Source organism: Ectopseudomonas chengduensis, from assembly GCF_900102635.1.
Classification (GTDB): Bacteria; Pseudomonadota; Gammaproteobacteria; order Pseudomonadales; family Pseudomonadaceae; genus Aquipseudomonas; species Aquipseudomonas chengduensis.
Genome location: NZ_FMZQ01000012.1, coordinates 1 through 24195, shown reverse-complemented (window position 1 = coordinate 24195; position 24195 = coordinate 1). Strand labels below are relative to the sequence as shown.

Below are 24195 nucleotides of genomic sequence, written 5' to 3'. Positions count from 1 at the left end.
GAATCCGCACCACGATGAACTCGACTCTGAAATACCAAGCCAGCAACGACGACCTTGCCGACTTCGTCGCACAACCACGACGCAGAGGCTGGAAGATGCTGGCAAGCGCATTGCTGGCCATGCTGGCCGTGTCGAATACGGCCACGGCCAACACCACCGAAGCAGAGGAGCCAGCCTACGAAATCAGCGATTTCGACTGGCTCGATCAGACCCGCTCGCGCGCCGTTCCGGTACGCCTTTACTGGCCGGCCAACGTGCAGCCAGGCGCCAGCGTGCCGCTGGTTGTGTTCTCCCATGGCATCGGCGGCTCACGCAAGGGCTACAGCTACCTCGGCAAGCACTGGTCGAGCCACGGCGTCGCCAGCCTGCACGTGCAGCATGTCGGCAGTGATTCCGCGCTGTGGCGGGGTAACCCGTTCGCCGTGGTGGAGCGCCTGCACGATGCCGCTCAGGAAAGCGAAGCGATGGCCCGTGCCAGCGATGTGAGCTTCGCCCTCGACCAGATGCTTTCCGCAGCGACAGGGAAGATGGGCGCTGCGGTCGACCCACAACGTATCGTCATCGCCGGGCACTCCTACGGCGCCAACACGGCGCTGCTCACGGCAGGGGCACAGGTGGTCAGGGATGGCCAGGTCATCAGCTACCGCGACCCTCGCTTTGCCGCCGCGGTGATCATCTCGGCCCCGCCGTTCTATGGTGAAAACAACCTGGCAGCGGTGCTCGGCCAGGTTTCGGTACCGACCCTGCATGTGACCGCCACCGATGACGTGATCCAGATTCCGGGTTATCGCTCTGGCGCGGATGACCGCCTGGCAATCTACGATGCGGTGGCCAACCCGACCAAATTGCTGGCGGTATTTCGCGATGGCTCCCACAGCATCTTCACCGATCGCTCGTTCACCGGCGGCCCCTCGCTCAACGCCAAGACCAAGGCAGCCACGGCCGACCTGAGCCTGGCTTTTCTCGACCTGGTATTTCGCGGCGATGGCGCGGCACTGACGCAGTGGCGCAGCGACTGGCAACCCATCCTCGCTCAGGCTCGGGGCATGGACACCGCATCAGTCACAAGCCGACAACACGCCGTCAATAACTGAGACCTCGCCGCTCAGCCCAACCCCGCCAACAGCTGCGCGCAATCCTGCGCGTGCAGCCCGGTCAGTTCCGGCCAGGGGTTGTCCGGCAGGTTGACCAGCACGCTGCGCGCACCGGCGGCCTGGGCGCACTCCAGGTCGAAGCGGTAGTCGCCGACCATTACCAGCTCACGCGGCGTAACGCTCCAGCGCTCGGCCAGGTGCAGCAGCCCACCCGGATGCGGTTTGGGTGGAGCCTCGTCGCGGCCAAGAATGTCCGCCCTGGCAAAGCAGTCATCCAGGCCGATGGCCTGCAATGTCAGCAACGCCAGCGAGTGAGCATTGCGCGTGAGGATGCCGAGCTGGCAGCCACGCTCGCACAGGGTGCGCACCAGCTCGATGGCGCCCGGCGCCGGGCGCGAGGCCACCGCTAGTTCGCGCTCGTGCTCGAGCAGCCAGGCATGCTTGGCCGCGGCCTCCTCTGCCGGTAGCGCCGCCAGGTGATGCAGGATGTCCTCCTCCTGGGGAATGCCCAGCGCCCGCTTGATCGCCGGGAAATCATGCACTGCCAGGGTCAGGGTGCCGTCCATATCGAACACCCAGTGACGTGCTTCGCGCAGTGTTCTCACTTCCAGTCCTCACGCACGCGCGTCAGACCTTCCTGGGCTGCCGAGGCCACCAGCTCGCCCTGGCGGTTGTAGATGCTGGCGCGGGAGAAGCCGCGGGCGTTGCCGGCCCAGGGGCTGTCCATGGCGTACAGCAGCCAGTCATCCATGCGCAGGTTGCGGTGGAACCACAGCGAATGGTCGAGGCTGGCGACCTGCATGAACTTCTGGAACACCGACACGCCGTGGGGCTGCATCGAGGTGGTCAGCAGGTTGAAGTCGCTGGCATAGGCCAGCAGGTACTTGTGCAGTTGCGGGTCGTCCGGCAGCTCGCCGGCGGCGCGGAACCACACGTACTTGACCGGTTCGCAGGGCTGCGGGGCAAAGGGGTTGATCAGAGTGACCGGGCGAATTTCGATCGGCTTGTCGCTGGTCAAGCGCTCACGCATGCGCTCGGGAATCATCGGCGCCACCATGCGCGCCAGCTCGGTTTCCGACTTCAGGCCCTCGGGGCCGGGAACGTCCGGCATCTGGTTCTGGTGATGAAAGCCTTCCTCGTCGTACTGGAAGGACGCACTGCAGAAGAAGATCGGCTGGCCCTTCTGCACCGCCACCACGCGGCGGGTGCTGAAGCTGCCACCATCGCGGGTGCGCTCGACCTGATAGACCACCGGCAGGCTGGCATCGCCCGGGCGCAGGAAGTAACCGTGCATGGAGTGCACGTGGCGCGCCTCCTCGACCGTCTGGCTGGCGGCGGAAATGCATTGGCCAAGCACCTGGCCGCCGAACAGCTGGCGAAAACCAAGATCCTGGCTGCGGCCACGGAACAGGTTTTCCTCGATCTGTTCCAGGCTCAGCAGCGCGACCAGATCGTCGAGTACCTGGGTCATGGAGTCTCTCCTTGTGCAGGGGTTGGTAATCGCGGTTGGGAATAGGCCGGCAGGGACGTCAGGCGTTCATCCCATACAGCGCGGCCAAGGGTGAAATGGTAAAGACTTTGCCAGCCGCTGTCGGCATCGCCGAGCAATTCCCGCAAAGCGTCGTCGAAATAACAACCGATGCCAGTACCCGAAAGCCCGGCCGCCTCGGCTTCCAGATAGAGCAACTGACCAATCTGGCCACATTCCCAGTAGAGCCGTGGATAACGCCAGGCGCCATCCGCCACGGCGCGCTCCACCCGTGCCAGCATGGCCAAGGCGACACAGCCGTCGGCGGCAATGTCCTGGCCGCAGCTGAGAAACCCCGCCAGACTACGCGCATCGCCTTCAAGCAGACGATACAGCGGCAGTTCCTCGTCCACCCGCTGCCACAGGTAATCCTCGCGTAGCGGCTGCACACCGCTGCCCGTGCGATCCAGCCAGTACAGGCCAGGCGCAACCCCCTGCACGCGATGGATGAACAGCAGCAGGTCGATCTCGCTCGGCTCACCAGTCACGGCGAACGGTACTGGTGACTGCTGCGGCATCAGGCGGCGCAGCCAGGCCAGCAGCAGTGCAGCCTGAATACCGCTGCGGCCGTCCATGCTTTGCGCACTGCGCCGGCGATGCAGGATGGGCCTCAAGGGCAGGCCGGGGTTGTCATTGCGAACACCAGCAGCATCTACGCTCCAGGCGGCGCGAGGACGTGCCGGCGCACGGCATAGCCCATGTATACGCTGCAACTCGGGCCAGTGGCGATACTCACGGGACAGGCGATTGGGCGCACCGCTCCGCTCAAGCTGTGCCAACGCCGTCAGCAGGGTCTCGGGCAGCGCAAACTCCAGCTTCTGCGCCGGACCTATCCATAGCAGACAGTCGCCGTGTTCGGCCTCGTGAAAGCCCTCATCATCCAGCCCCAGCAGGCCGTCCAGACGCACTTCGGCCACGCCGTGGAGCATACGCACCTGCCAGCCCTGCACGCTGGCGGCGATGGCCAGCGCCGCCAGGGCGTGCCCCAGATCGTGCTGGCAATAACGATAAGCCCGCTCGCCGTACTTCCAGGCTTCGCGCCAGACAATGCTGCTCAGGCCGAGGAGAAAACCGCCCGGCGGCAGGCAGTCGGCAAGTTGCTGGCAGAGCGGCGGCGGTAGTTCGCTACGTACCTCCAGGGCATGGACATCCGGCGCGTAGTGGGCCAGCACACCGTCCTCATCCACGATACCCGGCGGCAGCAATAGATAGGCTTCTGTCGGGTGCAGATTGCCGGATGACGGATTGACCCGCAGCGCCCAGCGGCTACCGCCAGCCTCTTTCCAGGCGGAAATGGCCAGGCTGTCGTACAGCAGTTGCGAGACGCTGGCTCGATTCAATGGTGCGGGCGGCGTCTGCGGTCCGGCGAATGCAACATCGTAAGCCGGCCCCTCTTCCAGCGGGCGGTGGTACAGCTCGATCAGCCGGGCACCGTCGTAGCGACGAAACGGTGCCGGCTGAGTCGCCCAATCCAACTGCCCCGGCCCCGGTGCGAAGCGCTCGGGGGCGTGTTTGCTGAGCTGGTGATAGGCGAGCACGTCCGTCATCGCTGCGCCTCCCACTGCTCGCAGCGTATGCGGTAGAGCACGTGCGGCTGCAAGGGATGACCAGACGACACGCGCGGATGGAGAAAATCGCCGCTCTCGTCGCGCTGCATGCCGATGCTACGCATCACCGCCTGCGATGGCAGGTTGGCCGGCACGGTGAAACTCAATACCTCGTCCAACCCAAGCTGCTCGAAGGCCACGGCCAGTGAAGCGCGCGCCGCCTCACTGGCATAACCCTGACGCCAGTGCGCCCGCGCCAGACGCCAGCCGATCTCCACAGCCGGTACGAACAACGCGTCGAAGCCGACCTGTGCCAGCCCGGTGACACCGATCAGCTCGCCCGTATCGCGCCGCTCCAGCGCCCAGAAGCCAAAGCCGTGCTCATCGAAATGCGCCCGGATGCGCGCCAGCAGTTGTGCGCTCTGCTCGGCGTCCATAGGCGCGGGAAAATGGCGCATCACCTCGGCATCGGCATTGAGTGCGACCAGCGCCGGCAGGTCACTGTCGCGCCAGACACGCAGCAAGAGGCGCTCGGTGGAGGTTTCGATCAGGGGCATGGCGATTGTCTCGATTGGCTGCGACCATATGGCGTCGACTCGATGACACTTATTGTATGCCGCATACAGCCCGCCCTTCGCGGCCAGGCCTCCTTCCTCATGGAGAAATTCCGCCCGCTGCGTGATCACCTGGGTGACCGCGGCCTGAGCACCGATGCCGAGCTGCATCGGCCCGAACTGTCTCCGGCCGAGGCCCTCGCCCTTCGACTACATCGCTTGCTACATGGCTGGCGAGCTGTCATACGAGAACCCGCGCAGAAAAGATCTGGCAAAGCCAGGCATAACGGACGACGACAGATAGCATGTACCACGGAGAAAAATTCAACGCCTGGAGCCACCTGATCGGCGCCGTTCTGGCGGCCATCGGTGCGGTATGGCTGCTGGCACTGGCCAGTTCCACGGGCGACCTGTGGAAGATCGTCGCAGTGGCCATCTACGGCGTCACCCTGCTATTGCTGTACAGCATCTCCACCCTCTACCACAGCATGCGCGGCCCGGCGAAACGGGTGATGCAAAAACTCGATCACCTGTCGATCTACCTGCTGATTGCCGGCAGTTACACCCCGTTCTGCCTGATAACCCTGCGCGGCCCCTGGGGCTGGACCTTGTTCGGCATCGTATGGAGCCTTGCGCTGATCGGCATGCTGCAGGAAATCAAACCTCGCTCCGAAGCACGCGTGCTGTCGTTGATCATCTACGCGGTGATGGGCTGGATCGTGCTGGTGGCGGTAAAGCCCTTGATCGCCGCCCTGGGTATGACTGGCTTCAAATGGCTGGCGGCTGGTGGCGTGCTCTACACCGTGGGCATCATCTTCTTCGCCTACGACAGCCGCTTTCGCCATTGGCATGGCATCTGGCACCTGTTCGTCATGGCCGGCAGCCTGCTGCACTTCGTGGCGATCCTGCTCTATGTGCTGTGATGACTTTCTTGCGCCGATTGAAAGACGTTCAACATGGCCAGTCTTTTTCGCCTTTGCTGATAAAGCCACACTGAGCCTCACTGCCTGCCGGCCTCAGGGTGAATGTTCGCCGCTATTGATCACCGAGGCAGCCGCAACGGCGGATAACGCTTGTATAGCGCATTCGCCCTTCCCAGCGCACCACAGGACACCTGCAATGACGTCTCTTTCTCGCCCCATCCGCCGTGCGGCCAGCGCCACACTGCTGGCTCTTTCCATACCATTGTTCAACCCGGCCCTTGCTGCCAAGGTCGGCGACCTGGAAGTGGTCGCCGAACTGCCTATCCGCCCCGGCAACGTCGCCCCCAGCGCGGACAACCGGGTGTTTGCCACCGTCCATCCCTTCGGCGCGCCCGCTGCCGCTCAACTGATCGAAATCACCGGCCGCGACAGCTACAAACCCTGGCCTACCAGCGCGGTGCAACGCGGCACTGCCGCTGCCAATGATGCACAGATCGATACACCCCTGGGCATCGCCATCGATGGCAAGAACCGCCTGTGGATAACCGACATGGGCCTGAACCTGGGCAAAACCCGTCTGTGGGGCTTCGATGTTGCGACTGGCGATGAGCTGTATCGCATCGAACTGCCTGCCGATATCGCGCCCAAAGGCAGCTTTATCCAGGACCTGGCCGTGGACGACAAAGAGGGCTGGATCTACCTGGCGGACATTGCCAACCCTGGCCTGATCGTCGTAGAAATCAGCAGCGGCAAGACACGGCGTTTCAGCGGTCATGCCGCGCTGCAAGCCGAGCCCGACGCCAGGATGGTCATCGGCGGCGTGCCGATTCAGTTCCAGGGCAAGCCTGCCAACGTGGCGGTCAATCCGATCACCCTGTCGGCCGACCATGCCACCCTGTACTTCGGCGCCATGAACGGCAAGACCTGGTACTCATTGCCCAGCAAGTTGCTGCGTGACGGCGCCAGCGACGAGCAAATCGCGGCCGCCATCCAGCGAGTCGGTGCCAAGCCGGTTTCCGACGGTGCCGCCACCGACGCCAAGGGCCGGCATTTTTTTACCAACCTCAACGACAATGGCATCGACCTGCTAGATACCGATGGCACGCTCAAGCCGCTGGTACGTGATGCCCGACTGGACTGGCCGGACAGCGTACATGTAGGTCACGACGGCTGGCTGTATATCTCGGTCAATCAGCTGTACAAAACCCCGGCCTTCACCGGTGGCGCCGACAGCGGCACACCGCCTTATCGCGTGATGCGCGTGTGGCCGGGAGAATAAGCGACCCCACTATCAGTGCTCTGACGGTTTGATCGCCGATTGCACCACTTGAGTCGCTGCCCACCAGGCCACGCCCACAGCGCTGACACTAGCCAGTACTGTGGGCCAGGCTCGGAGCAGGTTTCGATCAGGGGGCATGGCGATTGCCTCGATTGGCTGCGACCATAGGGCATCGATTCGATGAGCACTGCCTGTATGCCGCTACCGCTGGTCTACCACGAGGATTACAGCCCGCCCTTCCCGGCCGGGCACCGTTTCCCCATGGAGAAATTCCGCCTGCTGCGCGATCACCTGGTCGACAGCGGCCTGACCACCGATGCTGAACTGCAACGTCCCGAGCTGTGCCCGGCAGAGATTCTCGCCCTGGTTCACTGCCCGGACTATATCGCCCGCTACATGGCCGGTGAGCTGTCATACGAGGACCAGCGCCGCCTCGGCCTGCCCTGGAGCGATGCCCTGGCACGACGCACCGTGCGCGCCGTGGGCGGCTCGCTACTGACCGCCGAACTAGCGCTGCATCACGGCCTGGCCTGCCACCTGGCTGGCGGCACGCACCACGCGCACTACGACTTCCCCTCCGGTTTCTGCATCTTCAACGACCTGGCGGTGATCGCCCGCTACCTGCTCGAAGCTGGCCGCGTGCACCGCGTACTGATCTTCGATTGCGACGTGCACCAGGGCGACGGCACCGCGCGGCTGCTGGAAGACGAACCGGATGCCGTGACCGTGTCGCTGCATTGCGAGCAGAACTTCCCGGCACGCAAGGCGCAGAGCGACTGGGATATCCCCCTGCCACGCGGCATGGGCGACGAGAATTACCTGAAGGTGGTGGACGACATCCTCAACTACCTGCTGCCGATCTACCAACCGGACCTGGTGCTCTACGATGCGGGCGTCGACGTGCACAAGGACGATGCCCTGGGCTACCTGCAACTCACCGACGCCGGCCTGGCCGCGCGTGACGAAGCCGTGCTGCAGCATTGCCTGGGCCGCGATATCCCGGTACTCGGGGTGATTGGCGGTGGCTACTCCAAGGACCACGCCGCCCTCGCCCGCCGCCACGGTATCCTGCATCACAGCGCGGCAAGGGTTTGGGCTGCGCGCGGGTTGGGTTGACCAGCACGTCTGGCGACACCTCGGCATAATCGCGTTTTGTCACTTCATGGAAATAGCGTGATGGACGATTCATTCGAGCTGAACAAGGCCAACTGGAACGAACGCGCCGCCCTGCATGCGGACTCACCCGACTATCAGGTGCAGAAGTTCATCGACTCTGCCGAACACCTGTCCGATGTCGTGCGCTTCGACTTGTATCGCCTCGGAGATATCCGCGGGCTGGAAGCGCTCCATCTGCAATGCCATATCGGCACCGACACCTTGTCGCTGGCTCGCCTGGGCGCGCAACTCACCGGCCTGGATTTTTCCTGTGCCTCGCTGGAACAGGCCCGCCGCCTGGCTGAGGCCTGCCAGCAGGGCATCCACTTTGTCGAAGCCTCGGTCTACGATGCGGCGCGGGTGCTCGGCGAGCAGCGCTACGACCTGGTCTACACGAGCATCCGTGCCCTCAACTGGCTACCACGCATCGATGATTGGGCACAGAACGTCGCGGCCCTGCTCAAGCCGGGAGGGCGGCTGTTTCTGCGCGAGGCACATCCCATCCTGCTGAGCCTGGACGAGACCTGCGAGGATGAATTGCGCATCGCCCATCCGTACTTCGAACACCGCGAGCCACTGGTCTGGGATGACGAGCAAACCTACGTGCAGACCGAAGCGACGCTCACAGCCAGCGTTACCCACGAATGGAATCACGGCCTGGGTGAGATCATCTCGGCCCTGCTGCGTCACGGCATGACGCTCACCGCGCTGGAAGAACACGGCTGCCTGCCCTGGGAAGCGCTGCCCGGACAGATGCAGCTAGGCGCTGACGGCGAATGGCGTCTGCGTTCACGGCCCGAGCGCCTGCCGCTGAGCTACACGCTGCAGGCCGTGAAGAAACGCTGACGAGCCGAGCCTTGGTTAGCCGGCCAGCACCTTGTCCAACGCCTGCTCCAGGGTCATCACGGTACGCCCGATATTGCCCAGCTTGTCCAGCCCGAACAGGCCCAGGCGGAAGGTCTGGAAGTCCGCCGGCTCGTCGCACTGCAGCGGCACGCCAGCAGCGATCTGCAGGCCGACGGCGGCGAACTTGGCGCCGGTCTTGATCTGCCCGTCATCGGTGTAGCAGACCACCACGCCCGGTGCCTCGAAGCCCTTTGCGGCGACGCTCTTGAAGCCGTGCGCTGCCAGCAGCGCACGCACCCGGTCGCCAAGTTCCTGCTGTTGCTGGCGTACACGGTCGAAACCGAGAGCCTTGGCTTCCAGCATGGCATCGCGAAAACGCGCCAGGGCGTCGCTAGGCATGGTGGCGTGATAGGCATGGCCGCCCTGCTCATAGGCCTGCATGATCTGCAGCCACTTCTTCAGATCGCAGGCGAAGCTGCTGCTCTGAGTCGCTTCGACGCGCGCCTGCGCCGCATCGCTCAGCATCACCAGGGCGCAGCACGGCGAGGCACTCCAGCCCTTCTGCGGGGCGCTGATCAGCACATCGACACCACAGGCCTGCATGTCCACCCACAACGTGCCGGAGGCAATGCAATCAAGCACGAACAGGCCGCCGACGGCGTGCACCGCGTCGCTCACCGCGCGCAGGTAGTCGTCCGGCAGAATCATGCCCGAGGAGGTTTCCACGTGCGGGGCAAACACCACCTGCGGTTTCTGCTCGGCGATGCTGGCCAGCACCTCCTCCAGCGGCGCCGGGGCGAAGGCCGCCTGTGGGCCGTCCGCGACCGGACGCGCCTTGAGCACATGGGCCTCGGCGGGAATCCGGCCCATCTCGAAGATCTGCGTCCAGCGGTAGCTGAACCAGCCGTTGCGCAGCACCAGGCACTTCTGATCGGTCGCCAACTGCCGCGCCACCGCCTCCATGCCGTAGGTGCCGCTGCCGGGCACGACTGCCGCGGCATGGGCGTTGTAGACCTGTTTCAAAGTGGCGGAGATATCGCGCATCACGCCCTGGAACGACTGCGACATATGGTTCAGCGAGCGGTCGGTGTAGACCACCGAATATTCGAGCAGGCCATCAGGATCGATGTCGGGGCAGATTTGGGACATAACGGACTCCAGCCAAAAAGGTTCGACCAGAACCTGCACTAACCCTGTGCAAATGACAAGGCCAGGGAGCACTCGGGTAGAATGCGCAGCCTTTCTCCTGCCGCTCACCGCCATGACCACAAACACCCAGCCCAATGTTCATCACGTCGCCATCATCGGCGGCGGCCCTGCCGGGCTGATGGCTGCCGAAGTGCTGGCTCAAGGCGGCGTGCGCGTGGAGCTGTTCGATGCCATGCCCTCGGTGGGGCGCAAGTTCCTGCTGGCCGGCGTCGGCGGCATGAACATCACTCACTCCGAGCCCAAGGACACCTTCATCGGCCGTTACGGCGAGCGCCAGGCCGAAGTCGCGACGCTGCTGCACGAGTTCGATGCCGATGCCCTACGCACCTGGATTCATGGCCTGGGCATCGACACCTTCGTCGGCACCTCCGGCCGCGTATTCCCCAGCGACATGAAGGCCGCGCCGCTGCTGCGCGCCTGGCTGCGCCGCCTGCGCGAACTGGGCGTAACGATCCACACGCGCAGCCGCTGGCTGGGCTGGAACGCGGACGGCAGCCTGCGTATCGCAGGCGCAGATGGCGAACGTGCACTGGCTGCAGATGCCTGCCTGCTGGCACTGGGCGGCGGCAGTTGGGCGCGCCTGGGCTCCGACGGTGCCTGGGTGCCCCTGTTGCAGGCACGCGGCATCGAAGTGGCAGCTCTGAAGCCAAGCAACTGCGGTTTCGAGGTCGCCAACTGGAGCGAGTATCTCAGGGAGAAATTCGCCGGTGCGCCGCTGAAGAACGTAGCGCTGAGCCTGCCTGGCCAGGCGCCTCGCATCGGCGAGTTCGTGCTGACTGCAGGCGGCATCGAAGGCAGCCTGGTGTACGCCTTTTCCGCCGATATCCGCCGCGCCATCGAGGCTGACGGCCAGGCCGTGATTCACCTCGACCTGTTGCCGCAGATGCCATTGGTCAAGCTGCAGCAGGCGCTAGCCAAGCCACGCGGCAAGCACTCGATGGCCAAGCACCTGCATCGCCAGGCCGGGCTGGACGGCGTTAAGGCTGCCCTGCTGCGTGAGCTGGCGCCGGCTGCCGCATTTGCCGAACCAGCTGCTCTGGCGCCCTGGATCAAGGCGCTGCCGATCACCCTGCTGCGCCCCCGGCCACTGGACGAAGCGATCAGCAGCGCTGGCGGCGTCCCCTTCGCGGCGCTGAACGAAGGCCTGATGCTCAAGGCCCTGCCCGGCGTGTTCTGCGCCGGCGAGATGCTCGACTGGGAAGCGCCCACCGGCGGCTACCTGCTCACCGCCTGCTTCGCCAGCGGGCGGGTGGCGGCACAGGGAGTGATTGCATACCTTGCAGGAGCGAGCATCGCGAACGAATACAGGTAACAGCTGTAGGGTGGGCCGGGCGGCGTTCCGCTTCAGCCCACCAAGACTGGCCGCTGTTGGTGGGCTGAAGCCCACCCTACGGACTGGCGGGTTGCACCCGCCCTACGCCTGAAAAACCGCTGTGCCCTCACATGGGCTGCGTCTATGCTCAGAATTGGCGCTTCCCACACAGGTAATTCCCCGCCGTGATCCCGCTGTTGGTCTGCGATGACTCCAATATGGCGCGCAAGCAACTGATCCGCGCCCTGCCGCCGGAATGGCCGGTTTCCCTCAGCCAAGCCAACAACGGCGAGGAGGCGCTGGCCTTGATCCGTCAGGGGCTGGGCCCGGTCATGCTGCTCGACCTGACCATGCCGGTGCTCGATGGCTACCAGACCCTGGCCGCGCTGCGCGCAGAAGGGCTCAGCAGCAAGGTCATCGTGGTGTCCGGCGACGTGCAGGAAGAAGCCGTTCGCCGCGTGCGTGAGCTGGGCGCCCTGGCCTTCATCAAGAAACCCGCCGACCCCGAGATCCTGCGCCAGACGCTGATCGACCTGAAGCTGTTCGACCCGCAGGCCACGCCAGCGGCACAGGCCCAGGCCGCTGCGCTGTCAGAACTCAAGGTCAGCTTCCGCGATGCCCTGCGCGAAGTCAGCAACGTCGCCATGGGCCGCGCCGCCGCGTTGCTGGCCAAGGTACTGGGTGTATTCGTGCAGTTGCCGGTGCCGCAGGTGAATATCTTCGAAGTCAGCGAGCTGCACATGACCCTGCTCGACGCCCAACGCGGCGAGCGCTTCAGCGCCATCTGCCAGGGTTTCATCGGCGAGGCCATCGCCGGAGAGGCGCTGCTGCTGTTCCATGACTCGGAAGTGGACGACATGGCGCGCCTGCTCGGCTGGCAGCCGGAGAACGAAGCGCAAACCTCGGAGATGTTGTTGGATCTGGCCAGCATTCTGATCGGTGCCTGCCTGGCCGGCGTCGCCGAGCAACTCGACCTGCGCTTCTCCCAGGGCCACCCGCAGTTGCTCGGCCAGCATGCCAGTCTCGACCAGCTGATCCAGGTCAACCGCCAGCGCTGGCGCAAGACCCTGGCCGTGGAGATCAGCTACAGCCTGGAAGGCCATGCCATCCACTTCGACCTGCTGTTGTTGTTCACCGAAGATTCGATCAAACGCCTGACCGACAAGATCGGCTACCTGATGGAGTGAGGCGATGCCCGCACAGATCGATATCAAGGAAGTTCACTGGCTGCTCGACATCGTGCAATGCATCGACGTCGGCGTGGTGGTGCTCGACCGCCAATACCGCGTCGAAGTGTGGAATGCCTTCATGGAGAACCACTCCGGGCTGGGGCCGGACCAGGTACAGGGGCGTTCGTTGTTCGAGCTGTTCCCGGACATTGACCGCCCCTGGCTGGAGCGCAAGGTGGAAAGCGTAGTGCAATTGGGCACCCGTGCCTTCAGCCTGTGGCAGCAACGCCCCTACCTGATGCGCTTCAAGAGTTACCAGCCGATCACCGGCCAGGCCGATTTCATGTACCAGAACGTCACCCTGCTGCCGCTGGCCGGCCAGCCGGTGGAGCATGTGTGCCTGGTGATCTACGATATGACCGCTGCAGCTGTGGCGGCACTGGCGCAACCGGCTCGATAAAAACGCCTTAGCCCGGATGCAATCCGGGGCCGGTGCCAGGTGCTCCCGGATTGCATCCGGGCTACGGTTCTGACGAAAAAGGGATTTACATGCTGCGCAGCGTTGAACTGAAAACCTTCGTCCCGGCACGGGACTTCGCCCTGAGCATGGATTTCTACCAGGCCATGGGCTTCAAGCGCGGTTGGTCGGACGAACAGATGGCCTATTTCAGCCATGGCGAGCACTGCGCCTTTCTGCTGCAGAACTTCTACGTGAAGGAACAGGCGGAGAACTTCGTCATGCACCTGCTGGTGGAAGAAGTCGATGCGTGGTGGCAGCAGATTCAGGCAGCCCGCCTGGATGAGCGGTTCGGCACGCGACTGATCGCGCCGCAGGATCAGCCCTGGGGCATGCACGAGTTCATGGTGTTCGATCCCAGCGGCGTGCTGTGGCGAATAGCGCAGAATAGTTGAGAGCAATGGCGGGGTGCCCCCGCCCTACGAGACGACTGCGGCGTGCCGTAGGGCGGGTGCAACCCGCCAACAGAGATTCCAACTACTTCTTGCCACCCTTGGGCTTGCTGCCAAAACTTGGCACCTTGCGCACCGCCTTGGCCTTGGGCTTGGCGTCCTCTTCCTCGAACCAGCGGCCGAGGTGAATATTGCCCCTGCCGCCGCTCTTCGCGGTGCCCGCACCGGGGATCAGCTTCTGCTTGGGTTTCTTCGGTTTTTTCAGCACCTGGCCACCGACCGCCGTCAGCGGTACGCGGTGATCGGGGATGAAGTCCGGCTCATCGACACGCTTGATCAATTGCTGGGTCAGGTTCTCGATCGCCGCCAGTTGATCCACCTCGTCAGCGCAGACCAGGGAGATCGCCTCGCCCGTACTGCCGGCGCGGCCGGTACGACCGATACGGTGCACGTAGTCTTCGGCGTTGATCGGCAGGTCGAGGTTGACCACCAGCGGCAGGTCATCGATATCCAGGCCACGCGCGGCCACGTCGGTGGCCACCAGAATCTGCACCTCGCCAGCCTTGAAGCGTTCCAGTGCGCGCAGGCGGCTCGGCTGTGGCTTGTCGCCGTGAATCGAATCGGCTGACACGCCCATGGCCAGCAGCTCCTGTTCGAGCTGATCGACTCCCTTGCGGGTCTTGGCGAACACCAGCACCTGGCCCCAGCGTTTTTCCTGCAGCAGGTGCAGGAACAGCTCGCTCTTGCGCTTCTTGTCCACCGGGATCAGCCATTGCTTGACGGTCTTGGCAGCAGCGTTGCGCGGGCTCACTTCCACCGACAGCGGGTCGCGCAGCAGCTCGCCGGCCATCTGCCGGATGGCATCGGAAAAGGTGGCGGAGAACAGCAGGGTCTGGCGCTTTTTCGGCAGTGCACTGAACAGCTCGTCCAGCTCGCGGGCAAAACCCAGGTCGAGCATGCGGTCGGCCTCATCCAGCACCAGGGTCTGCAACTGGGAGAACTTCACCGCGTTCTGCCGATACAGGTCGAGCAGTCGCCCCGGCGTGGCCACCAGCACATCGACGCCCTTGCGCAGCTTCATCATCTGCGGGTTGATGCTGACCCCGCCGTACACCGCATAGCTGGTCAGCGGCAGGTGCTGGCCGTAGCTCAAAAGGCTCTGCAGCACCTGCTCGGCCAACTCGCGGGTCGGCGTCAGCACCAGCGCGCGCACGCTGTTGCTGGCGACCTGCGGGCCTTCCAGGGTCAGGCGCTGCAGCAGCGGCAGGGCGAAACCAGCGGTTTTGCCGGTGCCGGTCTGCGCCGCGGCCATCAGATCACGGCCCTTGAGCACGGCCGGGATGGCCTGGCTCTGTACCGGGGTCGGGGTCTGGTAGTCGAGTTCGGTGAGGGTGCGCAGCAGCGGCTCGATCAAACCGAGGGAGGCAAAGGTCATGGAAGGTAACCGAAGGAAGTAGGAAAGCTGGCGCGTAGTTTACCCGTTCGTGCCCGTAAAGCACCGCTCTGTAGCCCGGATGTAATCCGGGAATAGCGGCCCCCGGATTGCATCCGGGCTACAACGGCTAAGCCGCGGCCAATAGCGCACGCACCTTGGCGGCGGAGAGGTTCTGCAACTGGCAGAGAAAGGCATGATCGGCCTGGTGCCGGCCATGGCGCTCGCGCAACAGACCGAACAGGTGCAATGTCAGGTTCGCTGCCATTTCGGCATCGGCCAGGGCGCGGTGAGCGCGGCCGGTGTCCGGCAGACCGGCCCAGGCGTTGAGGTTGCCCAGCTTGTGGCTCGGCGCCTCGGGCAGCAGACGGCGCGACAGCAGCAGTGAACAGGCGAAGGGCTGCGCACGACGACGGCGTACGCGCGCCAGTTCGGCATCCCAGAACTTCTGGTCGAAGGACGCGTTATGCGCCAGCAGCGGCCTTTCGCCGATGAAGTCGGCCACCTCGTTCATCACCTGATCCGACGGCGGCGCCTTGCGCAGCATGGCGTTGCTGATACCTGTGAGCTGCTCGATGAATGGCGGCACCCAGGCGCCGCTATTCATGAGGCTCTGGTAGCGGTCGACGATGCACCCGTCCTCGATGATCGCCACGCCGATCTCGGTGGCCCGCGCCTGGGTCGGCGACACGCCAGTGGTTTCGAAGTCGATTACTGCAATGGATTCCACGTAAAACCTCAGAACTTCAGTGATTGCGCAACAGAAGGTCACCTTCGATGGGCACGTACAGACTGGCGGCACGGATCAGCGACTGCGCCGTCAGCCCCGGCGCGCCATAGGCGATGGCCTCGACGCCACGACTGCGCACGCGCTCGAGCAGCAAGTCGAAATCACCGTCACCGGAGGCCAGGACGATCTCGTCGACCCGCTCGACCGCGTCGAGCACGTCGATGGTGATGCCGACATCCCAGTCGCCCTTGGCCGAACCGTCGCTGCGCTGGATGTAGGGCTTGAGCTTCACGGTGAAGCCCAGCTTGCGCAGGATCTGCTGGAACTGCTGCTGCTTGGCGTCGCCGCGGTCGATGGCATAGGCGTACGCCTCGACGATTACGCCACGGCGGCTGACCTCGGCCCACAGCACGCTGTAGTCGAAGTGGCAGCCATAGACCTGGCGCACCGTGTAATAGAGGTTCTGCACATCGGCGAATACGGCGATCTTCTTCACCGGGAGTCCTCGGGGGCGACGAAGGCACCAGTATGCCAGAGCTGGGCCGCGGATGCGGCCGGGGCTGGCCCAGGCGTGGCGCAGCCCCTATCCTTGGCGCCATGACGCCTCTACAACAGCTGTGCCAGCGTAACCTCGACCTGCTCCAGAGCCAGGGAATCAGCCACCGCCTGGTCGAGCATGAGCCGGTGCTGGATTACCCCACCGCCCATGCCGTGCGCCAACGTTTCGGCCTGCTCGGCGTGGAGAGCAAGAGCCTGTTCCTGCGCACCGGTGCTCAGCGCTACGCCATGCTGATCAGCCTCGAGGGCGCTCGCGCCGACTGGGCCAGGCTCAAAGCGCTGCTCGGCAGTCGCCCGCGCATCGCCAGCGACGAGGAGCTGATCGAGCAAACCGGCTGCGTACCGATGTGTGCCTGTCCGTTCGGCCATGACGCCGGCATCACCCTGCTGATCGACCGCGCGGTGCTGGCCTGCGACTTCCTGCTGTATTCACCCGGCCCACCCGAACTGACCCTGGAAGTGCCCGGCAGCGAACTGCCGCGTCTGCTCAAGGCGCAGCCCAATGCGCAGCTGGAGTACTCTTGAACCCATTCGACTGCCCCGGCGAACGGCCAGAGCGCCCACGCCCTCACACCTGGTAACCTGCCGATGAAGCCTCTGTCCGTCCTGCGCGACGCCTGGTTTTTCTCCAGCCACAACCTGCTGGCCATTGCCCGCCTGACCCTGCCGCTATTGCTGCTCGAAGCCATCGCCCAGACGATCCTCGCCGCCCAGCTCGGCGAAGGCGCCAACCCGGCCTATGGTGTGCTGCTCGGCATTCTCTTCTACCCGCTGTATGCCGCACCGCTGATTCTCTTCCTGCATGCACGCAGCATCGGCCAGACGCCCGGCAACGCGCAGCTGTTCGCGGCCGGCCTGCAACTATGGCCGACCTTCGCCCTGATGACCGGATTGAGCACCCTGGCAATCATGCTCGGCCTGTCGCTGTTCATCGTGCCGGGCATCTGGATCATGATGCGCCTGGCCTTCTCCGAACTGATTCTGGTACTGCGCCAGGAGCCGCCGCTACGCGCGTTGCAGGCCAGCTTCACGTTAACCGAGGGGCGCTTCTGGCCGGTGTTCACCTGCCTGGCCAACGTGCTGGTGCCATTGTGGCTGCTCGACTGGTGGACACAGCCAAGCCAGAGCGACACCCTGCTATGGGTGCTGCATCAGACCGGCAACGGCTTCCTGCAGTTGTTCGCCATCGTGGTGCTGTTCCGCCTGTTCATGCTGCTCGAACCGCAGCAGGCGGCGAATAGTGATAACAGCGACTAGGCTTGCAGCTTTGGCCAGTGTAAGGAGAGCGCCATGAGCGAAACGAACCCCAGCATCCTGTCCCACGTGTCCATCGGCACCAACGATTTCGATGCCGCCAGCGCCTTCTACGCCAAGGTGCTGGCCACCCTCGGTTGTCGGGAAATCATGCGCCATCCTGGGGCGGTGGCCTTCGGCCGCGATTACCCGGAGTTCTGGGTGCAGACGCCAATCAATGGTCAGCCGGCGACCCTCGGCAACGGCAGTCACTTCGGCTTCGTCGCCCCGGACAAGGCCTCGGTGCATGCTTTTCACGAGGCAGCTTTGGCAGCCGGCGGCCAGGACGAAGGCCAGCCAGGCCCACGCCCGGACTACGGCGAGCCCTACTACGGGTGTTTCGTCAGGGACCTCGACGGTCACAAGATCGAGGCGGCTTACTGGGATATGGAGCTGATGTACGAGCTGTACGTCGAGCCGCACGAGCATGGCTGACACGGCACTAGCAAGCAGGCCTTTGAAAAACGTAGGCGAGGCAGGCAAGACAATACCGATGGCGGCCCCGCAAAAACAGCCGAAAAACGGTCGGAGTCGCGCTCGACTTTACGTGCTGTAAATGAGCATTTTGACTGGGCTCGCACGCGAGGCTGTTTTTAACGCAGTATTGCCAACGCAGGTAGTTTTCAAAGGTCTGCTATTGATGCGCAACCACCGTTTGATAGCGCCGTGCCGCTCGCGCTACCCAGCCCTCGCGTAGCAGGGTCTCCAGCGCCGCCGCAAGCTGCGGCAGACGCTCCAGGCGCTGACGGGAAAAGCCGATATAGAGTTCGGTGCGCGCCTCGGGACGGTAGGCTGCCTTGACGATGCGACCGCCCAGTTCGGGGGTAAGCAAGGCGTAGTCGACCTGACAGTCGGTGCCCACCAGTACGTCGATGCGGCCACGTGCGAGCATCTGCAGCAACTGGCTCTCGTTACTGACACCGACCTTGTTCAACTGCTGATCGCCATCGAACCGCTGGAACTACACCGACTCCAGCACATGGCCGATGCGCAGCCCGCGAAGTTTCTCGTAGCTATCCAGGCGCGTGGCCAGCGCCGGATTGGCGTAGAAACGCGGCGAGCAGGCGTAGTACGGCGCCTCCAGATACTGGATATAGCGCTCACGCTCCACCGTCCTGGCCAACCCGGTCATCAGATCGGCCTTGCCCTGCTCCAGCGCAGCCAGACCTCTCGCCCAGGGCGCGCGCTCCACCTCGAAACGCAGCCCATAGCGCCGTGACAGTTCGGCCAGCAGATCGATATCCAGCCCCTGCAACTGACCGTTCTCGTCCTCCATGCGAAAGGGCGGCCAGAGGTCGGTCATCACCCGTAGGGGTTCGCCTTCGCCAGCCCGGCACAGAGGCGTCAGAATCAACAGTGCGAGTAGCCAAAGACGCATCAATTGCGCCCCGAACGCTGTGGCCGCAACCCGGAAAGCCGCGGTAGCAACACCCGCTCGAACAACCTCGGGAAGAAGCGCGCCAGCACCCGGGCGCGCCAATCGACGTTGGACAACACCAGCAGCCGCCGACGCTTGAGTGCCCCATGATAGATGGCCTCGGCGACATCCTGCGGCGAGGCCACCTTGCCCATCGCCAAGGGCGGTTGGGCAGCCACCGAGCCGTCACCGACCAGAGCGTTCTTGCGCAGGTCGGTCGCGGTAAAACCTGGGCACACCAGCATCACGTTCACACCCGAGCCCTTGAGCTCAAAGCGCAGCGTCTCGAACAAGCCATGCAGCGCGTGCTTGCTGGCGTTGTAAGCGCTGCGATAGAGCAACGGCGCGATACCCGATAGTGAGCTGAGGACGATGATCTGCCCGCCGCGGGCAATCAGGCTGGGCAGCGCTGCCTGGGTGCAGTAGAGCGCGCCGAAATAGTTGACCGCCATGACCCGCTGGAACACTTCCAGACTGGTCTCGGCGAAGGTGCTGCGATGAGTGATGCCGGCATTGTTGACCAACACATCGATACCGCCGAAACGTTCCACCGCCAGCGCCACCGCGCGCTGCACCGCCTCGGCGTCAGCCACGTCGCAGAGCAGCCCCAGCGCCTCGGCGTTGTGATGATCGGCCAGGTGCTGCACCAGGCTGTCCAGCGCTGCCTGCTGCAGATCGAGAATCACCAGGCGCGCACCAGCCTGGGCCAGGCGCATCGCCAAGGCGCGACCGATGCCGGCACATCCACCCGTGATGAGTACGACCTTGCGGTCGAACACCTTGTTGGCGAATACCTTGCGATACATGCGTTGCTCCCGCTACCCTGGCCTCGGCGACACTACAACCTGTTATGGCTGCCATCGCAACAGGGCGGCGTGGCTGTGTGCTTGCAGCCACAGAAAAATACCTGTTCGGCGCGCTCGGCATGGTACTTCAGTGGCGTCAGTCCGCTGCCCTTGTGGCTGCCATCGCAGAATGGCTGGCTGGCGCTGCGCCCACAACGGCACCAGAAATAATCCCGACCGGCCTCCACATCCACCGCGTAGGGGCCACGCTGAGCGATCAGCGGCTGGTTCATCGCAACCTCCCGGCAGGATCGCGCATGCCTGGGCCGACAGGCCGCAGTCAGGTATCCTCGCCTCCTTCCAGCATAGTCGCCCGTTTCGCCATGTCCCTGCCTCGCCCGCTTCGCCTGCTCCTGCTCATTGTGTTGCCATTGCTCGCTGTGCTGATTGCGCTGGTGTACAGCCTGACCTGGCGCCCGCTGCCCCATGAAGAAGCAGCCGTGTCATGCAGCGGGCAGGTGGCGCAGCTGCAGCCCGGCCAGGCACTCAAGCTGATGACCTGGAACGTGCAGTACCTGGCCGGCAAGCGCTACGTGTTCTGGTACGACCTGCCCGGCGGCGATGGACCGGACGAGCGCCCGAGCAGCGCCGACCTGGCCGTCACCCTGGATGAAGTGGTGCGCGTGCTGCGCGACGAACAACCGGATGTCGTACTGCTGCAGGAGCTGCACGACAAGGCCAAGGCCAGCGACTACCAGGATCAGCTGGCCCTGCTGCAAGCGCGCCTCAGCGACCTTTACCCCTGCAGCACCGAGGCCTTCTACTGGAAGGCCGGTTTCGTTCCGCACCCGCGCATCCTCGGCAGCGTCGGCATGAAACTCGGCACCCTCAGTCGCTTCCAGATCGCCCGCGCCGAACGCCTGCAATTGCCCATGCTCGAGAGCGACCTGCTGAGCCGTCAGTTCCAGCTCAAGCGCGCCTTGCTGGTCAGCTACCTGCCGATTCGTGGTGGCGACGAACTGGTGGCGATCAACACCCATTTCGATGCCTTCGCCCAGGGCGAGGACACCATGCAGCGCCAGGTGGAGATGACCGACGGCCTGCTCCAGCAGCTGCAAACCAGCGACAAAACCTGGGTGCTGGGCGGCGACCTCAACCTGCTGCCACCCGGTCAGTTCCAGCCTCTGCCGGAGGATCAACGTAGCTGGTACGCCGCCGACAGCGAACTGCAGGACCTGGCCCGTCGCTACCCGATGATCCCCAGCCTGCAACAGGCCAGCGGCGCACAGCAGGCGCAGTGGTACACCCATTACCCCAACGATCCAGCCGCCAGCGGCCCGGATCGCACCCTCGACTACCTGTTCTACAGCCCACGCCTGACCCCGCTCGCCAGCCAGGTTCGCCAGCGCGATACCTTGGCGATCTCCGATCATTTGCCGGTGATCGGTCGCTTTTTCCTGCCAACTCAGGAATAAACCGTGCAGGACTGGACAAATCCACCGCGACTTGTCCATGCTCGTTAGGCACCACTCGATAACAACGAAAAGACGGCGAAGAGCCGCGATAACCGGATGCCAAGACGCTTCTGCCTGATATTCATCGCCCTGCTATGGCTACACGCCGCTCATGCTGCCGAGGCCAGGCAACGCGTTCACGTGGGTTACTACGAGTTTCCGCCCTATTCCTATACCGACGCGCAAGGCCAGCCCAGCGGCTCAGGCCTGGAGCTGGCCGCTCGCCTGCTCGACGAAGCGGGATACCAGGCAGACTTTCGCTCCTACCCCGGCGCCCGCCTCTACAGCGGTCTGCTCGACGGCAGCATACATATCTGGGCCGGCGCCTCAGGCAAGCCGGAGCTGGTCGAGCACACCCTCGAAGGCAAGCACCTGCTGGGGGAGATCACCCTCAACCTGTATTTTCGCCACGACACACCTGCACCGCGCATTCCGGATGATCTGCAGGATCGTGGGGTGATCCTGATCACCGGCTACAGCTACTGGCAGGACGTCAATCAATGGCTGACAGATCCGGCGCGCAATATCACTCATCACCGTACCGCCAACCACACCTCGGCCCTGGAAATGCTCCAGCGCCGACGCGGTGACTACCTGCTGGACTATGAGGCCCCCGTCGAACAGGCCAAACGCACACTGGGCATGGGTGAACTGCCCTTCGTCGAGGTACAGCGTCTGCCGCTGCGGCTGATCTATTCGCGACGTGCGCCTGATGCCGAGCGCCTGCGCGATGATCTGGACCGGGCCTATCAGCGCTTGCAGGATGCCGGCGAGGATCTGCAGCTGTACTGACCCTTCAATCGCCGCGCAGCCTGGCCAGCGCACGCTCCAGGCTGGCGTGCGACAGCTCGCCCAGGTGACTGCCGACCTGCCGGCCCTCGGCATCGTAGAACAGCGTGGTGGGTAACGCCCGCGAGCCCACCAACTGACCCAGCTGCACCTGCTCGTCGAGCAGCAGATTGTCCAGACTCAGTTGCTGCGCGGCGAGGAACTCACCCACCAGCGCAGCACTTTCCCCCTGATTGACGAACAGGATGGTGATAGCAGCCTCACGCTGCTGCGCCTGCATCAGCACCGGCATCTCACGTCGACATGGCGGGCACCAGGTGGCCCACAGGTTGACCACCAGCGGCTGGCCGGCGTAGTCACGCAGGTTCACCGGATTGCCCTGCATATCCCGCACCTGCAGATCAGGCAGTCGCGTGCCCTGCTCCAGCGCATGCAACAGCAGGTTGCCACCCAGCCACAGCGCCAGACCGACGCCCATCGCCACGCCCATCGCCACGCCCAACGGCCGGCGCAATTGTGCCTGGCGCCAGAGATACCAGACGCCCAGCGCAAGTCCCGCGAGCACACCCGGCCAGGCGATGAAGCCGCCATCACGGATATCCACCACCCGCCACGGCTCATCGCGGAAATACTCGGCATACACCAGCACGAACGCCAGCCGCGCCACCAGCAACCCCAGCATCAGCATGCGAAACAACTGACTTTCCGGATTGCAGCCGTGGCGACGACCGATCAACCAGCCAACCAGTGTGGCCAGCAGCAGGCTGCCGAACAGCAGCACATGGGAAACACCAAGGGCCAAGGGCCCGACGTCCAGGGTCAGCATAGACTTCTCATTTTCTCGGTTTGGCCCGCGCGGTGGGTTCGGCAATCAGCGGGTCGTCAGGCCAGTAGTGGGTGGTATCAAATTACGTTCCATCGATTGACACCGCCCAATCGCCCGTAATCCCTACCTATGATGCTATTTCGGCGACTCTCCATTGACCGTCAAACTCAACCCCATTGATTGACAAAAAATGACGCCAATCAAGAGGAGGTTTGACAGATCTACCAGAGCACGTCAGGTCTTACAGCACAAAATGTTTGACACCCACATTCGACGCATTAAGCCCGGAAGCAGCGTTAACGTGCGGTTTGTGAATCATTACGCAGACGTACCAAAGCAGAAATCCTCTCGACATCGGGCTCACCTTGGACCGGTCAGAGCTTAGATCTTGGCATGTGAAAGGTGCCTGAAAATTAAATCGGATTCCTTGCTCGAAGGTCGTTGCTGGATCGATGGACACTCTGAGGGCAACAACAACCCACGCTAACCCCGAGGTAAATCCATGATCCGTAAATCCGCTTCAACTGGCTGGTCTGCACTAAAAGACTCCTATCACCTGCAGCAGGCTCGACAGAACTTCCCTGAGCCCGACTACCTGAACGCTCTTGCCCAGGCGATCCAGGAGGTAAAACCTGAAACCTGCTTCCGTGATGCCATGCGCGAAGCTATCGCCATCGACGATTACACTCTAGGCGTACTCGGCGGTCAGGAGCTGGGCAAACGCACTCGCGCCATTCTCGAAGCGCTGCCTGTAGCGGCTCCAGCCTACTAACCACTCACGGTCTTAAGCTATGAACGACAAAGGAGCACAAAAACTCGCTGATGGAGAGCTGGCCCGAAAGGGTCGTGCTCTCCAGAGCATCAAGGACATTCTCGGCCTTGATGATCGGGCGTACCAAGCGTTCCTCGAAGGTTTAACAGAAGCGGAGCGAGCCACATACGATTCCGAAGTCGACCGGTACATCGAGCTCTGCACCATCATGTCAGGCGTCTATCTTCAGTGGTCGAGCCAACTGCTGCTCACAGCTCCAGAGAGCGTAGAGTCCGAAAGCACCTATCAATCGAGCTTGATCGCGCCGATGGGGGCCGTTCTACTAAACGCCGTTGAGAAAAGCTCTGGCAACCCGATTCCGCAACATCTACGCAGTGCTGCGGCCCAGATTTCAAAGCTGGCCGCAGCAAAGAAGCGTTACCTCTCCGAGCTATACAGCCAGCTCCGTCCCGATGAGAAATGTCGTTTTCAGAAGACGACCGCACCATCTGACTGGATGTAACGCCTGGTGTGCATACGGCTCCTGACAGCCCAATATCAGGAGTCGTCTGCAC

Annotated in this window: 27 protein-coding genes and 1 pseudogene; 16 read left to right on the top strand and 12 right to left on the bottom strand. The window is 63.6% G+C overall.

The genetic code is table 11. The features are described from left to right. The first annotated feature begins 14 nt into the window (after positions 1-14). A complete protein-coding gene (locus BLS08_RS17955; RefSeq protein WP_055986938.1) occupies positions 15-1094 on the top strand; it encodes an alpha/beta hydrolase family protein in 1080 nt (359 codons plus the stop codon). A gap of 11 nt (positions 1095-1105) precedes the next feature. On the opposite strand, the gene BLS08_RS17950 is transcribed toward BLS08_RS17955, so the two are convergent. From BLS08_RS17950 to BLS08_RS17935, 4 genes are read right to left on the bottom strand one after another with little or no spacing between them, the layout of a single operon-like run. Further along, complete coding sequence (locus tag BLS08_RS17950; protein ID WP_090337094.1) at positions 1106-1699, bottom strand: HAD family hydrolase; 594 nt, start codon at positions 1697-1699, stop codon at positions 1106-1108. Then, the gene (tesB, locus tag BLS08_RS17945; protein WP_090337092.1) at positions 1696-2565 is read right to left on the bottom strand and encodes an acyl-CoA thioesterase II; all 870 of its coding nucleotides are present in this window, start codon (positions 2563-2565) and stop codon (positions 1696-1698) included. The genes BLS08_RS17950 and tesB overlap by 4 nt, the downstream gene beginning before the upstream one ends. Continuing rightward, positions 2562-4169 (bottom strand): SagB/ThcOx family dehydrogenase, encoded by a 1608-nt coding sequence (locus BLS08_RS17940; RefSeq protein ID WP_055986936.1) that lies wholly within the window; start codon positions 4167-4169, stop codon positions 2562-2564. The genes tesB and BLS08_RS17940 overlap by 4 nt, the downstream gene beginning before the upstream one ends. After that, positions 4166-4726: a GNAT family N-acetyltransferase gene (locus BLS08_RS17935; protein ID WP_055987060.1), complete on the bottom strand. Its 561-nt coding sequence runs from the start codon at positions 4724-4726 to the stop codon at positions 4166-4168. The genes BLS08_RS17940 and BLS08_RS17935 overlap by 4 nt, the downstream gene beginning before the upstream one ends. A gap of 302 nt (positions 4727-5028) precedes the next feature. Between BLS08_RS17935 and trhA the strand changes: the two genes are divergently transcribed. The 4 genes from trhA to BLS08_RS17915 all read left to right on the top strand — a co-directional run bounded on the left by trhA (position 5029) and on the right by BLS08_RS17915 (position 8926). Next, a complete protein-coding gene (trhA, locus tag BLS08_RS17930) occupies positions 5029-5646 on the top strand; it encodes a PAQR family membrane homeostasis protein TrhA (RefSeq protein ID WP_055986935.1) in 618 nt (205 codons plus the stop codon). Between the two features lie 196 nt (positions 5647-5842). Continuing rightward, positions 5843-6925, top strand: a complete 1083-nt coding sequence (locus tag BLS08_RS17925) for an L-dopachrome tautomerase-related protein (RefSeq protein ID WP_055986933.1) — start codon at positions 5843-5845, stop codon at positions 6923-6925. A gap of 195 nt (positions 6926-7120) precedes the next feature. Then, positions 7121-8041: a histone deacetylase family protein gene (locus BLS08_RS17920; protein WP_055986931.1), complete on the top strand. Its 921-nt coding sequence runs from the start codon at positions 7121-7123 to the stop codon at positions 8039-8041. 60 nt (positions 8042-8101) lie between these two features. Beyond that, positions 8102-8926 carry a class I SAM-dependent methyltransferase gene (locus BLS08_RS17915; protein WP_055986929.1) on the top strand — a complete coding sequence of 275 codons (825 nt, stop codon included), beginning with the start codon at positions 8102-8104 and terminating at the stop codon, positions 8924-8926. Between the two features lie 15 nt (positions 8927-8941). Here the strand turns inward: BLS08_RS17915 and BLS08_RS17910 are convergent, their stop codons facing one another. Next, complete coding sequence (locus BLS08_RS17910) at positions 8942-10075, bottom strand: aminotransferase class V-fold PLP-dependent enzyme (RefSeq protein WP_055986928.1); 1134 nt, start codon at positions 10073-10075, stop codon at positions 8942-8944. 112 nt (positions 10076-10187) lie between these two features. Between BLS08_RS17910 and BLS08_RS17905 the strand changes: the two genes are divergently transcribed. The 4 genes from BLS08_RS17905 to BLS08_RS17890 all read left to right on the top strand — a co-directional run bounded on the left by BLS08_RS17905 (position 10188) and on the right by BLS08_RS17890 (position 13528). Then, the gene (locus BLS08_RS17905; RefSeq protein WP_055986926.1) at positions 10188-11447 is read left to right on the top strand and encodes a TIGR03862 family flavoprotein; all 1260 of its coding nucleotides are present in this window, start codon (positions 10188-10190) and stop codon (positions 11445-11447) included. A gap of 185 nt (positions 11448-11632) precedes the next feature. Beyond that, positions 11633-12634 carry a response regulator gene (locus BLS08_RS17900; RefSeq protein ID WP_090337090.1) on the top strand — a complete coding sequence of 334 codons (1002 nt, stop codon included), beginning with the start codon at positions 11633-11635 and terminating at the stop codon, positions 12632-12634. Positions 12635-12638: 4 nt separating this feature from the next. Continuing rightward, entirely contained in the window at positions 12639-13076 is a 438-nt protein-coding gene (locus BLS08_RS17895; RefSeq protein WP_045736286.1) for a PAS domain-containing protein, read from the top strand. An 89-nt stretch (positions 13077-13165) separates the two neighbouring features. After that, entirely contained in the window at positions 13166-13528 is a 363-nt protein-coding gene (locus BLS08_RS17890; RefSeq protein ID WP_075749677.1) for a VOC family protein, read from the top strand. Positions 13529-13610: 82 nt separating this feature from the next. Here BLS08_RS17890 and BLS08_RS17885 read toward each other — a convergent pair whose 3' ends face one another. The 3 genes from BLS08_RS17885 to BLS08_RS17875 all read right to left on the bottom strand — a co-directional run bounded on the left by BLS08_RS17885 (position 13611) and on the right by BLS08_RS17875 (position 16183). Then, the gene (locus BLS08_RS17885) at positions 13611-14960 is read right to left on the bottom strand and encodes an RNA helicase RhlE1 (RefSeq protein WP_090337089.1); all 1350 of its coding nucleotides are present in this window, start codon (positions 14958-14960) and stop codon (positions 13611-13613) included. A 127-nt stretch (positions 14961-15087) separates the two neighbouring features. Then, entirely contained in the window at positions 15088-15687 is a 600-nt protein-coding gene (locus BLS08_RS17880) for a 3'-5' exonuclease (RefSeq protein WP_055986918.1), read from the bottom strand. A gap of 16 nt (positions 15688-15703) precedes the next feature. Further along, the gene (locus tag BLS08_RS17875; RefSeq protein ID WP_021489435.1) at positions 15704-16183 is read right to left on the bottom strand and encodes a LabA-like NYN domain-containing protein; all 480 of its coding nucleotides are present in this window, start codon (positions 16181-16183) and stop codon (positions 15704-15706) included. A gap of 101 nt (positions 16184-16284) precedes the next feature. Here BLS08_RS17875 and BLS08_RS17870 point away from each other — a divergent pair, with 101 nt between their 5' ends. The 3 genes from BLS08_RS17870 to BLS08_RS17860 all read left to right on the top strand — a co-directional run bounded on the left by BLS08_RS17870 (position 16285) and on the right by BLS08_RS17860 (position 17973). After that, on the top strand, positions 16285-16770 hold the full coding sequence (locus BLS08_RS17870; protein ID WP_055986916.1) for a YbaK/EbsC family protein: 486 nt from the start codon (positions 16285-16287) through the stop codon (positions 16768-16770). A gap of 63 nt (positions 16771-16833) precedes the next feature. Then, the gene (locus BLS08_RS17865; protein WP_045736282.1) at positions 16834-17502 is read left to right on the top strand and encodes a YciC family protein; all 669 of its coding nucleotides are present in this window, start codon (positions 16834-16836) and stop codon (positions 17500-17502) included. 33 nt (positions 17503-17535) lie between these two features. Continuing rightward, positions 17536-17973, top strand: coding sequence for a VOC family protein (locus BLS08_RS17860; RefSeq protein ID WP_021489437.1), 438 nt, complete (start codon positions 17536-17538; stop codon positions 17971-17973). Between the two features lie 199 nt (positions 17974-18172). Here the strand turns inward: BLS08_RS17860 and BLS08_RS17855 are convergent. The 3 genes and pseudogenes from BLS08_RS17855 to BLS08_RS17845 all read right to left on the bottom strand — a co-directional run bounded on the left by BLS08_RS17855 (position 18173) and on the right by BLS08_RS17845 (position 20033). Then, positions 18173-18916: pseudogene (locus tag BLS08_RS17855) on the bottom strand (substrate-binding periplasmic protein). Further along, complete coding sequence (locus tag BLS08_RS17850) at positions 18916-19761, bottom strand: SDR family oxidoreductase (RefSeq protein ID WP_004424655.1); 846 nt, start codon at positions 19759-19761, stop codon at positions 18916-18918. The pseudogene BLS08_RS17855 and the gene BLS08_RS17850 overlap by 1 nt, the downstream one beginning before the upstream one ends. Positions 19762-19793: 32 nt before the next feature. Beyond that, complete coding sequence (locus BLS08_RS17845) at positions 19794-20033, bottom strand: CDGSH iron-sulfur domain-containing protein (protein WP_004424658.1); 240 nt, start codon at positions 20031-20033, stop codon at positions 19794-19796. Positions 20034-20123: 90 nt separating this feature from the next. On the opposite strand from BLS08_RS17845, the gene BLS08_RS17840 reads away from it, so the two are divergent. Both BLS08_RS17840 and BLS08_RS17835 read left to right on the top strand, forming a co-directional pair. Next, positions 20124-21215, top strand: a complete 1092-nt coding sequence (locus BLS08_RS17840; protein WP_090337087.1) for an endonuclease/exonuclease/phosphatase family protein — start codon at positions 20124-20126, stop codon at positions 21213-21215. A gap of 96 nt (positions 21216-21311) precedes the next feature. Further along, a complete protein-coding gene (locus tag BLS08_RS17835) occupies positions 21312-22046 on the top strand; it encodes a substrate-binding periplasmic protein (RefSeq protein ID WP_090337085.1) in 735 nt (244 codons plus the stop codon). 4 nt (positions 22047-22050) lie between these two features. On the opposite strand, the gene BLS08_RS17830 is transcribed toward BLS08_RS17835, so the two are convergent. Next, positions 22051-22869, bottom strand: a complete 819-nt coding sequence (locus BLS08_RS17830) for a TlpA disulfide reductase family protein (protein ID WP_090337083.1) — start codon at positions 22867-22869, stop codon at positions 22051-22053. A 502-nt stretch (positions 22870-23371) separates the two neighbouring features. Between BLS08_RS17830 and BLS08_RS17825 the strand changes: the two genes are divergently transcribed. Beyond that, positions 23372-23641 (top strand): hypothetical protein, encoded by a 270-nt coding sequence (locus BLS08_RS17825; RefSeq protein WP_090337082.1) that lies wholly within the window; start codon positions 23372-23374, stop codon positions 23639-23641. Positions 23642-23660: 19 nt separating this feature from the next. After that, a complete protein-coding gene (locus BLS08_RS26395) occupies positions 23661-24143 on the top strand; it encodes a hypothetical protein (protein WP_090337080.1) in 483 nt (160 codons plus the stop codon). The last annotated feature ends 52 nt before the right edge of the window (positions 24144-24195 follow it).

What these genes read in the sequence shown, in the direction of transcription:
- BLS08_RS17955 (WP_055986938.1), top strand. Translation starts at nt 15, where the DNA reads ATGAACTCGACTCTGAAATACCAAGCCAGCAACGACGACCTTGCCGAC.
- tesB (WP_090337092.1), bottom strand. Translation starts at nt 2,565, where the DNA reads ATGACCCAGGTACTCGACGATCTGGTCGCGCTGCTGAGCCTGGAACAG.
- BLS08_RS17940 (WP_055986936.1), bottom strand. Translation starts at nt 4,169, where the DNA reads ATGACGGACGTGCTCGCCTATCACCAGCTCAGCAAACACGCCCCCGAG.
- BLS08_RS17935 (WP_055987060.1), bottom strand. Translation starts at nt 4,726, where the DNA reads ATGCCCCTGATCGAAACCTCCACCGAGCGCCTCTTGCTGCGTGTCTGG.
- trhA (WP_055986935.1), top strand. Translation starts at nt 5,029, where the DNA reads ATGTACCACGGAGAAAAATTCAACGCCTGGAGCCACCTGATCGGCGCC.
- BLS08_RS17925 (WP_055986933.1), top strand. Translation starts at nt 5,843, where the DNA reads ATGACGTCTCTTTCTCGCCCCATCCGCCGTGCGGCCAGCGCCACACTG.
- BLS08_RS17920 (WP_055986931.1), top strand. Translation starts at nt 7,121, where the DNA reads ATGCCGCTACCGCTGGTCTACCACGAGGATTACAGCCCGCCCTTCCCG.
- BLS08_RS17915 (WP_055986929.1), top strand. Translation starts at nt 8,102, where the DNA reads ATGGACGATTCATTCGAGCTGAACAAGGCCAACTGGAACGAACGCGCC.
- BLS08_RS17910 (WP_055986928.1), bottom strand. Translation starts at nt 10,075, where the DNA reads ATGTCCCAAATCTGCCCCGACATCGATCCTGATGGCCTGCTCGAATAT.
- BLS08_RS17905 (WP_055986926.1), top strand. Translation starts at nt 10,188, where the DNA reads ATGACCACAAACACCCAGCCCAATGTTCATCACGTCGCCATCATCGGC.
- BLS08_RS17895 (WP_045736286.1), top strand. Translation starts at nt 12,639, where the DNA reads ATGCCCGCACAGATCGATATCAAGGAAGTTCACTGGCTGCTCGACATC.
- BLS08_RS17890 (WP_075749677.1), top strand. Translation starts at nt 13,166, where the DNA reads ATGCTGCGCAGCGTTGAACTGAAAACCTTCGTCCCGGCACGGGACTTC.
- BLS08_RS17885 (WP_090337089.1), bottom strand. Translation starts at nt 14,960, where the DNA reads ATGACCTTTGCCTCCCTCGGTTTGATCGAGCCGCTGCTGCGCACCCTC.
- BLS08_RS17870 (WP_055986916.1), top strand. Translation starts at nt 16,285, where the DNA reads ATGACGCCTCTACAACAGCTGTGCCAGCGTAACCTCGACCTGCTCCAG.
- BLS08_RS17865 (WP_045736282.1), top strand. Translation starts at nt 16,834, where the DNA reads ATGAAGCCTCTGTCCGTCCTGCGCGACGCCTGGTTTTTCTCCAGCCAC.
- BLS08_RS17860 (WP_021489437.1), top strand. Translation starts at nt 17,536, where the DNA reads ATGAGCGAAACGAACCCCAGCATCCTGTCCCACGTGTCCATCGGCACC.
- BLS08_RS17850 (WP_004424655.1), bottom strand. Translation starts at nt 19,761, where the DNA reads ATGTATCGCAAGGTATTCGCCAACAAGGTGTTCGACCGCAAGGTCGTA.
- BLS08_RS17845 (WP_004424658.1), bottom strand. Translation starts at nt 20,033, where the DNA reads ATGAACCAGCCGCTGATCGCTCAGCGTGGCCCCTACGCGGTGGATGTG.
- BLS08_RS17840 (WP_090337087.1), top strand. Translation starts at nt 20,124, where the DNA reads ATGTCCCTGCCTCGCCCGCTTCGCCTGCTCCTGCTCATTGTGTTGCCA.
- BLS08_RS17835 (WP_090337085.1), top strand. Translation starts at nt 21,312, where the DNA reads ATGCCAAGACGCTTCTGCCTGATATTCATCGCCCTGCTATGGCTACAC.
- BLS08_RS17830 (WP_090337083.1), bottom strand. Translation starts at nt 22,869, where the DNA reads ATGCTGACCCTGGACGTCGGGCCCTTGGCCCTTGGTGTTTCCCATGTG.
- BLS08_RS17825 (WP_090337082.1), top strand. Translation starts at nt 23,372, where the DNA reads ATGATCCGTAAATCCGCTTCAACTGGCTGGTCTGCACTAAAAGACTCC.
- BLS08_RS26395 (WP_090337080.1), top strand. Translation starts at nt 23,661, where the DNA reads ATGAACGACAAAGGAGCACAAAAACTCGCTGATGGAGAGCTGGCCCGA.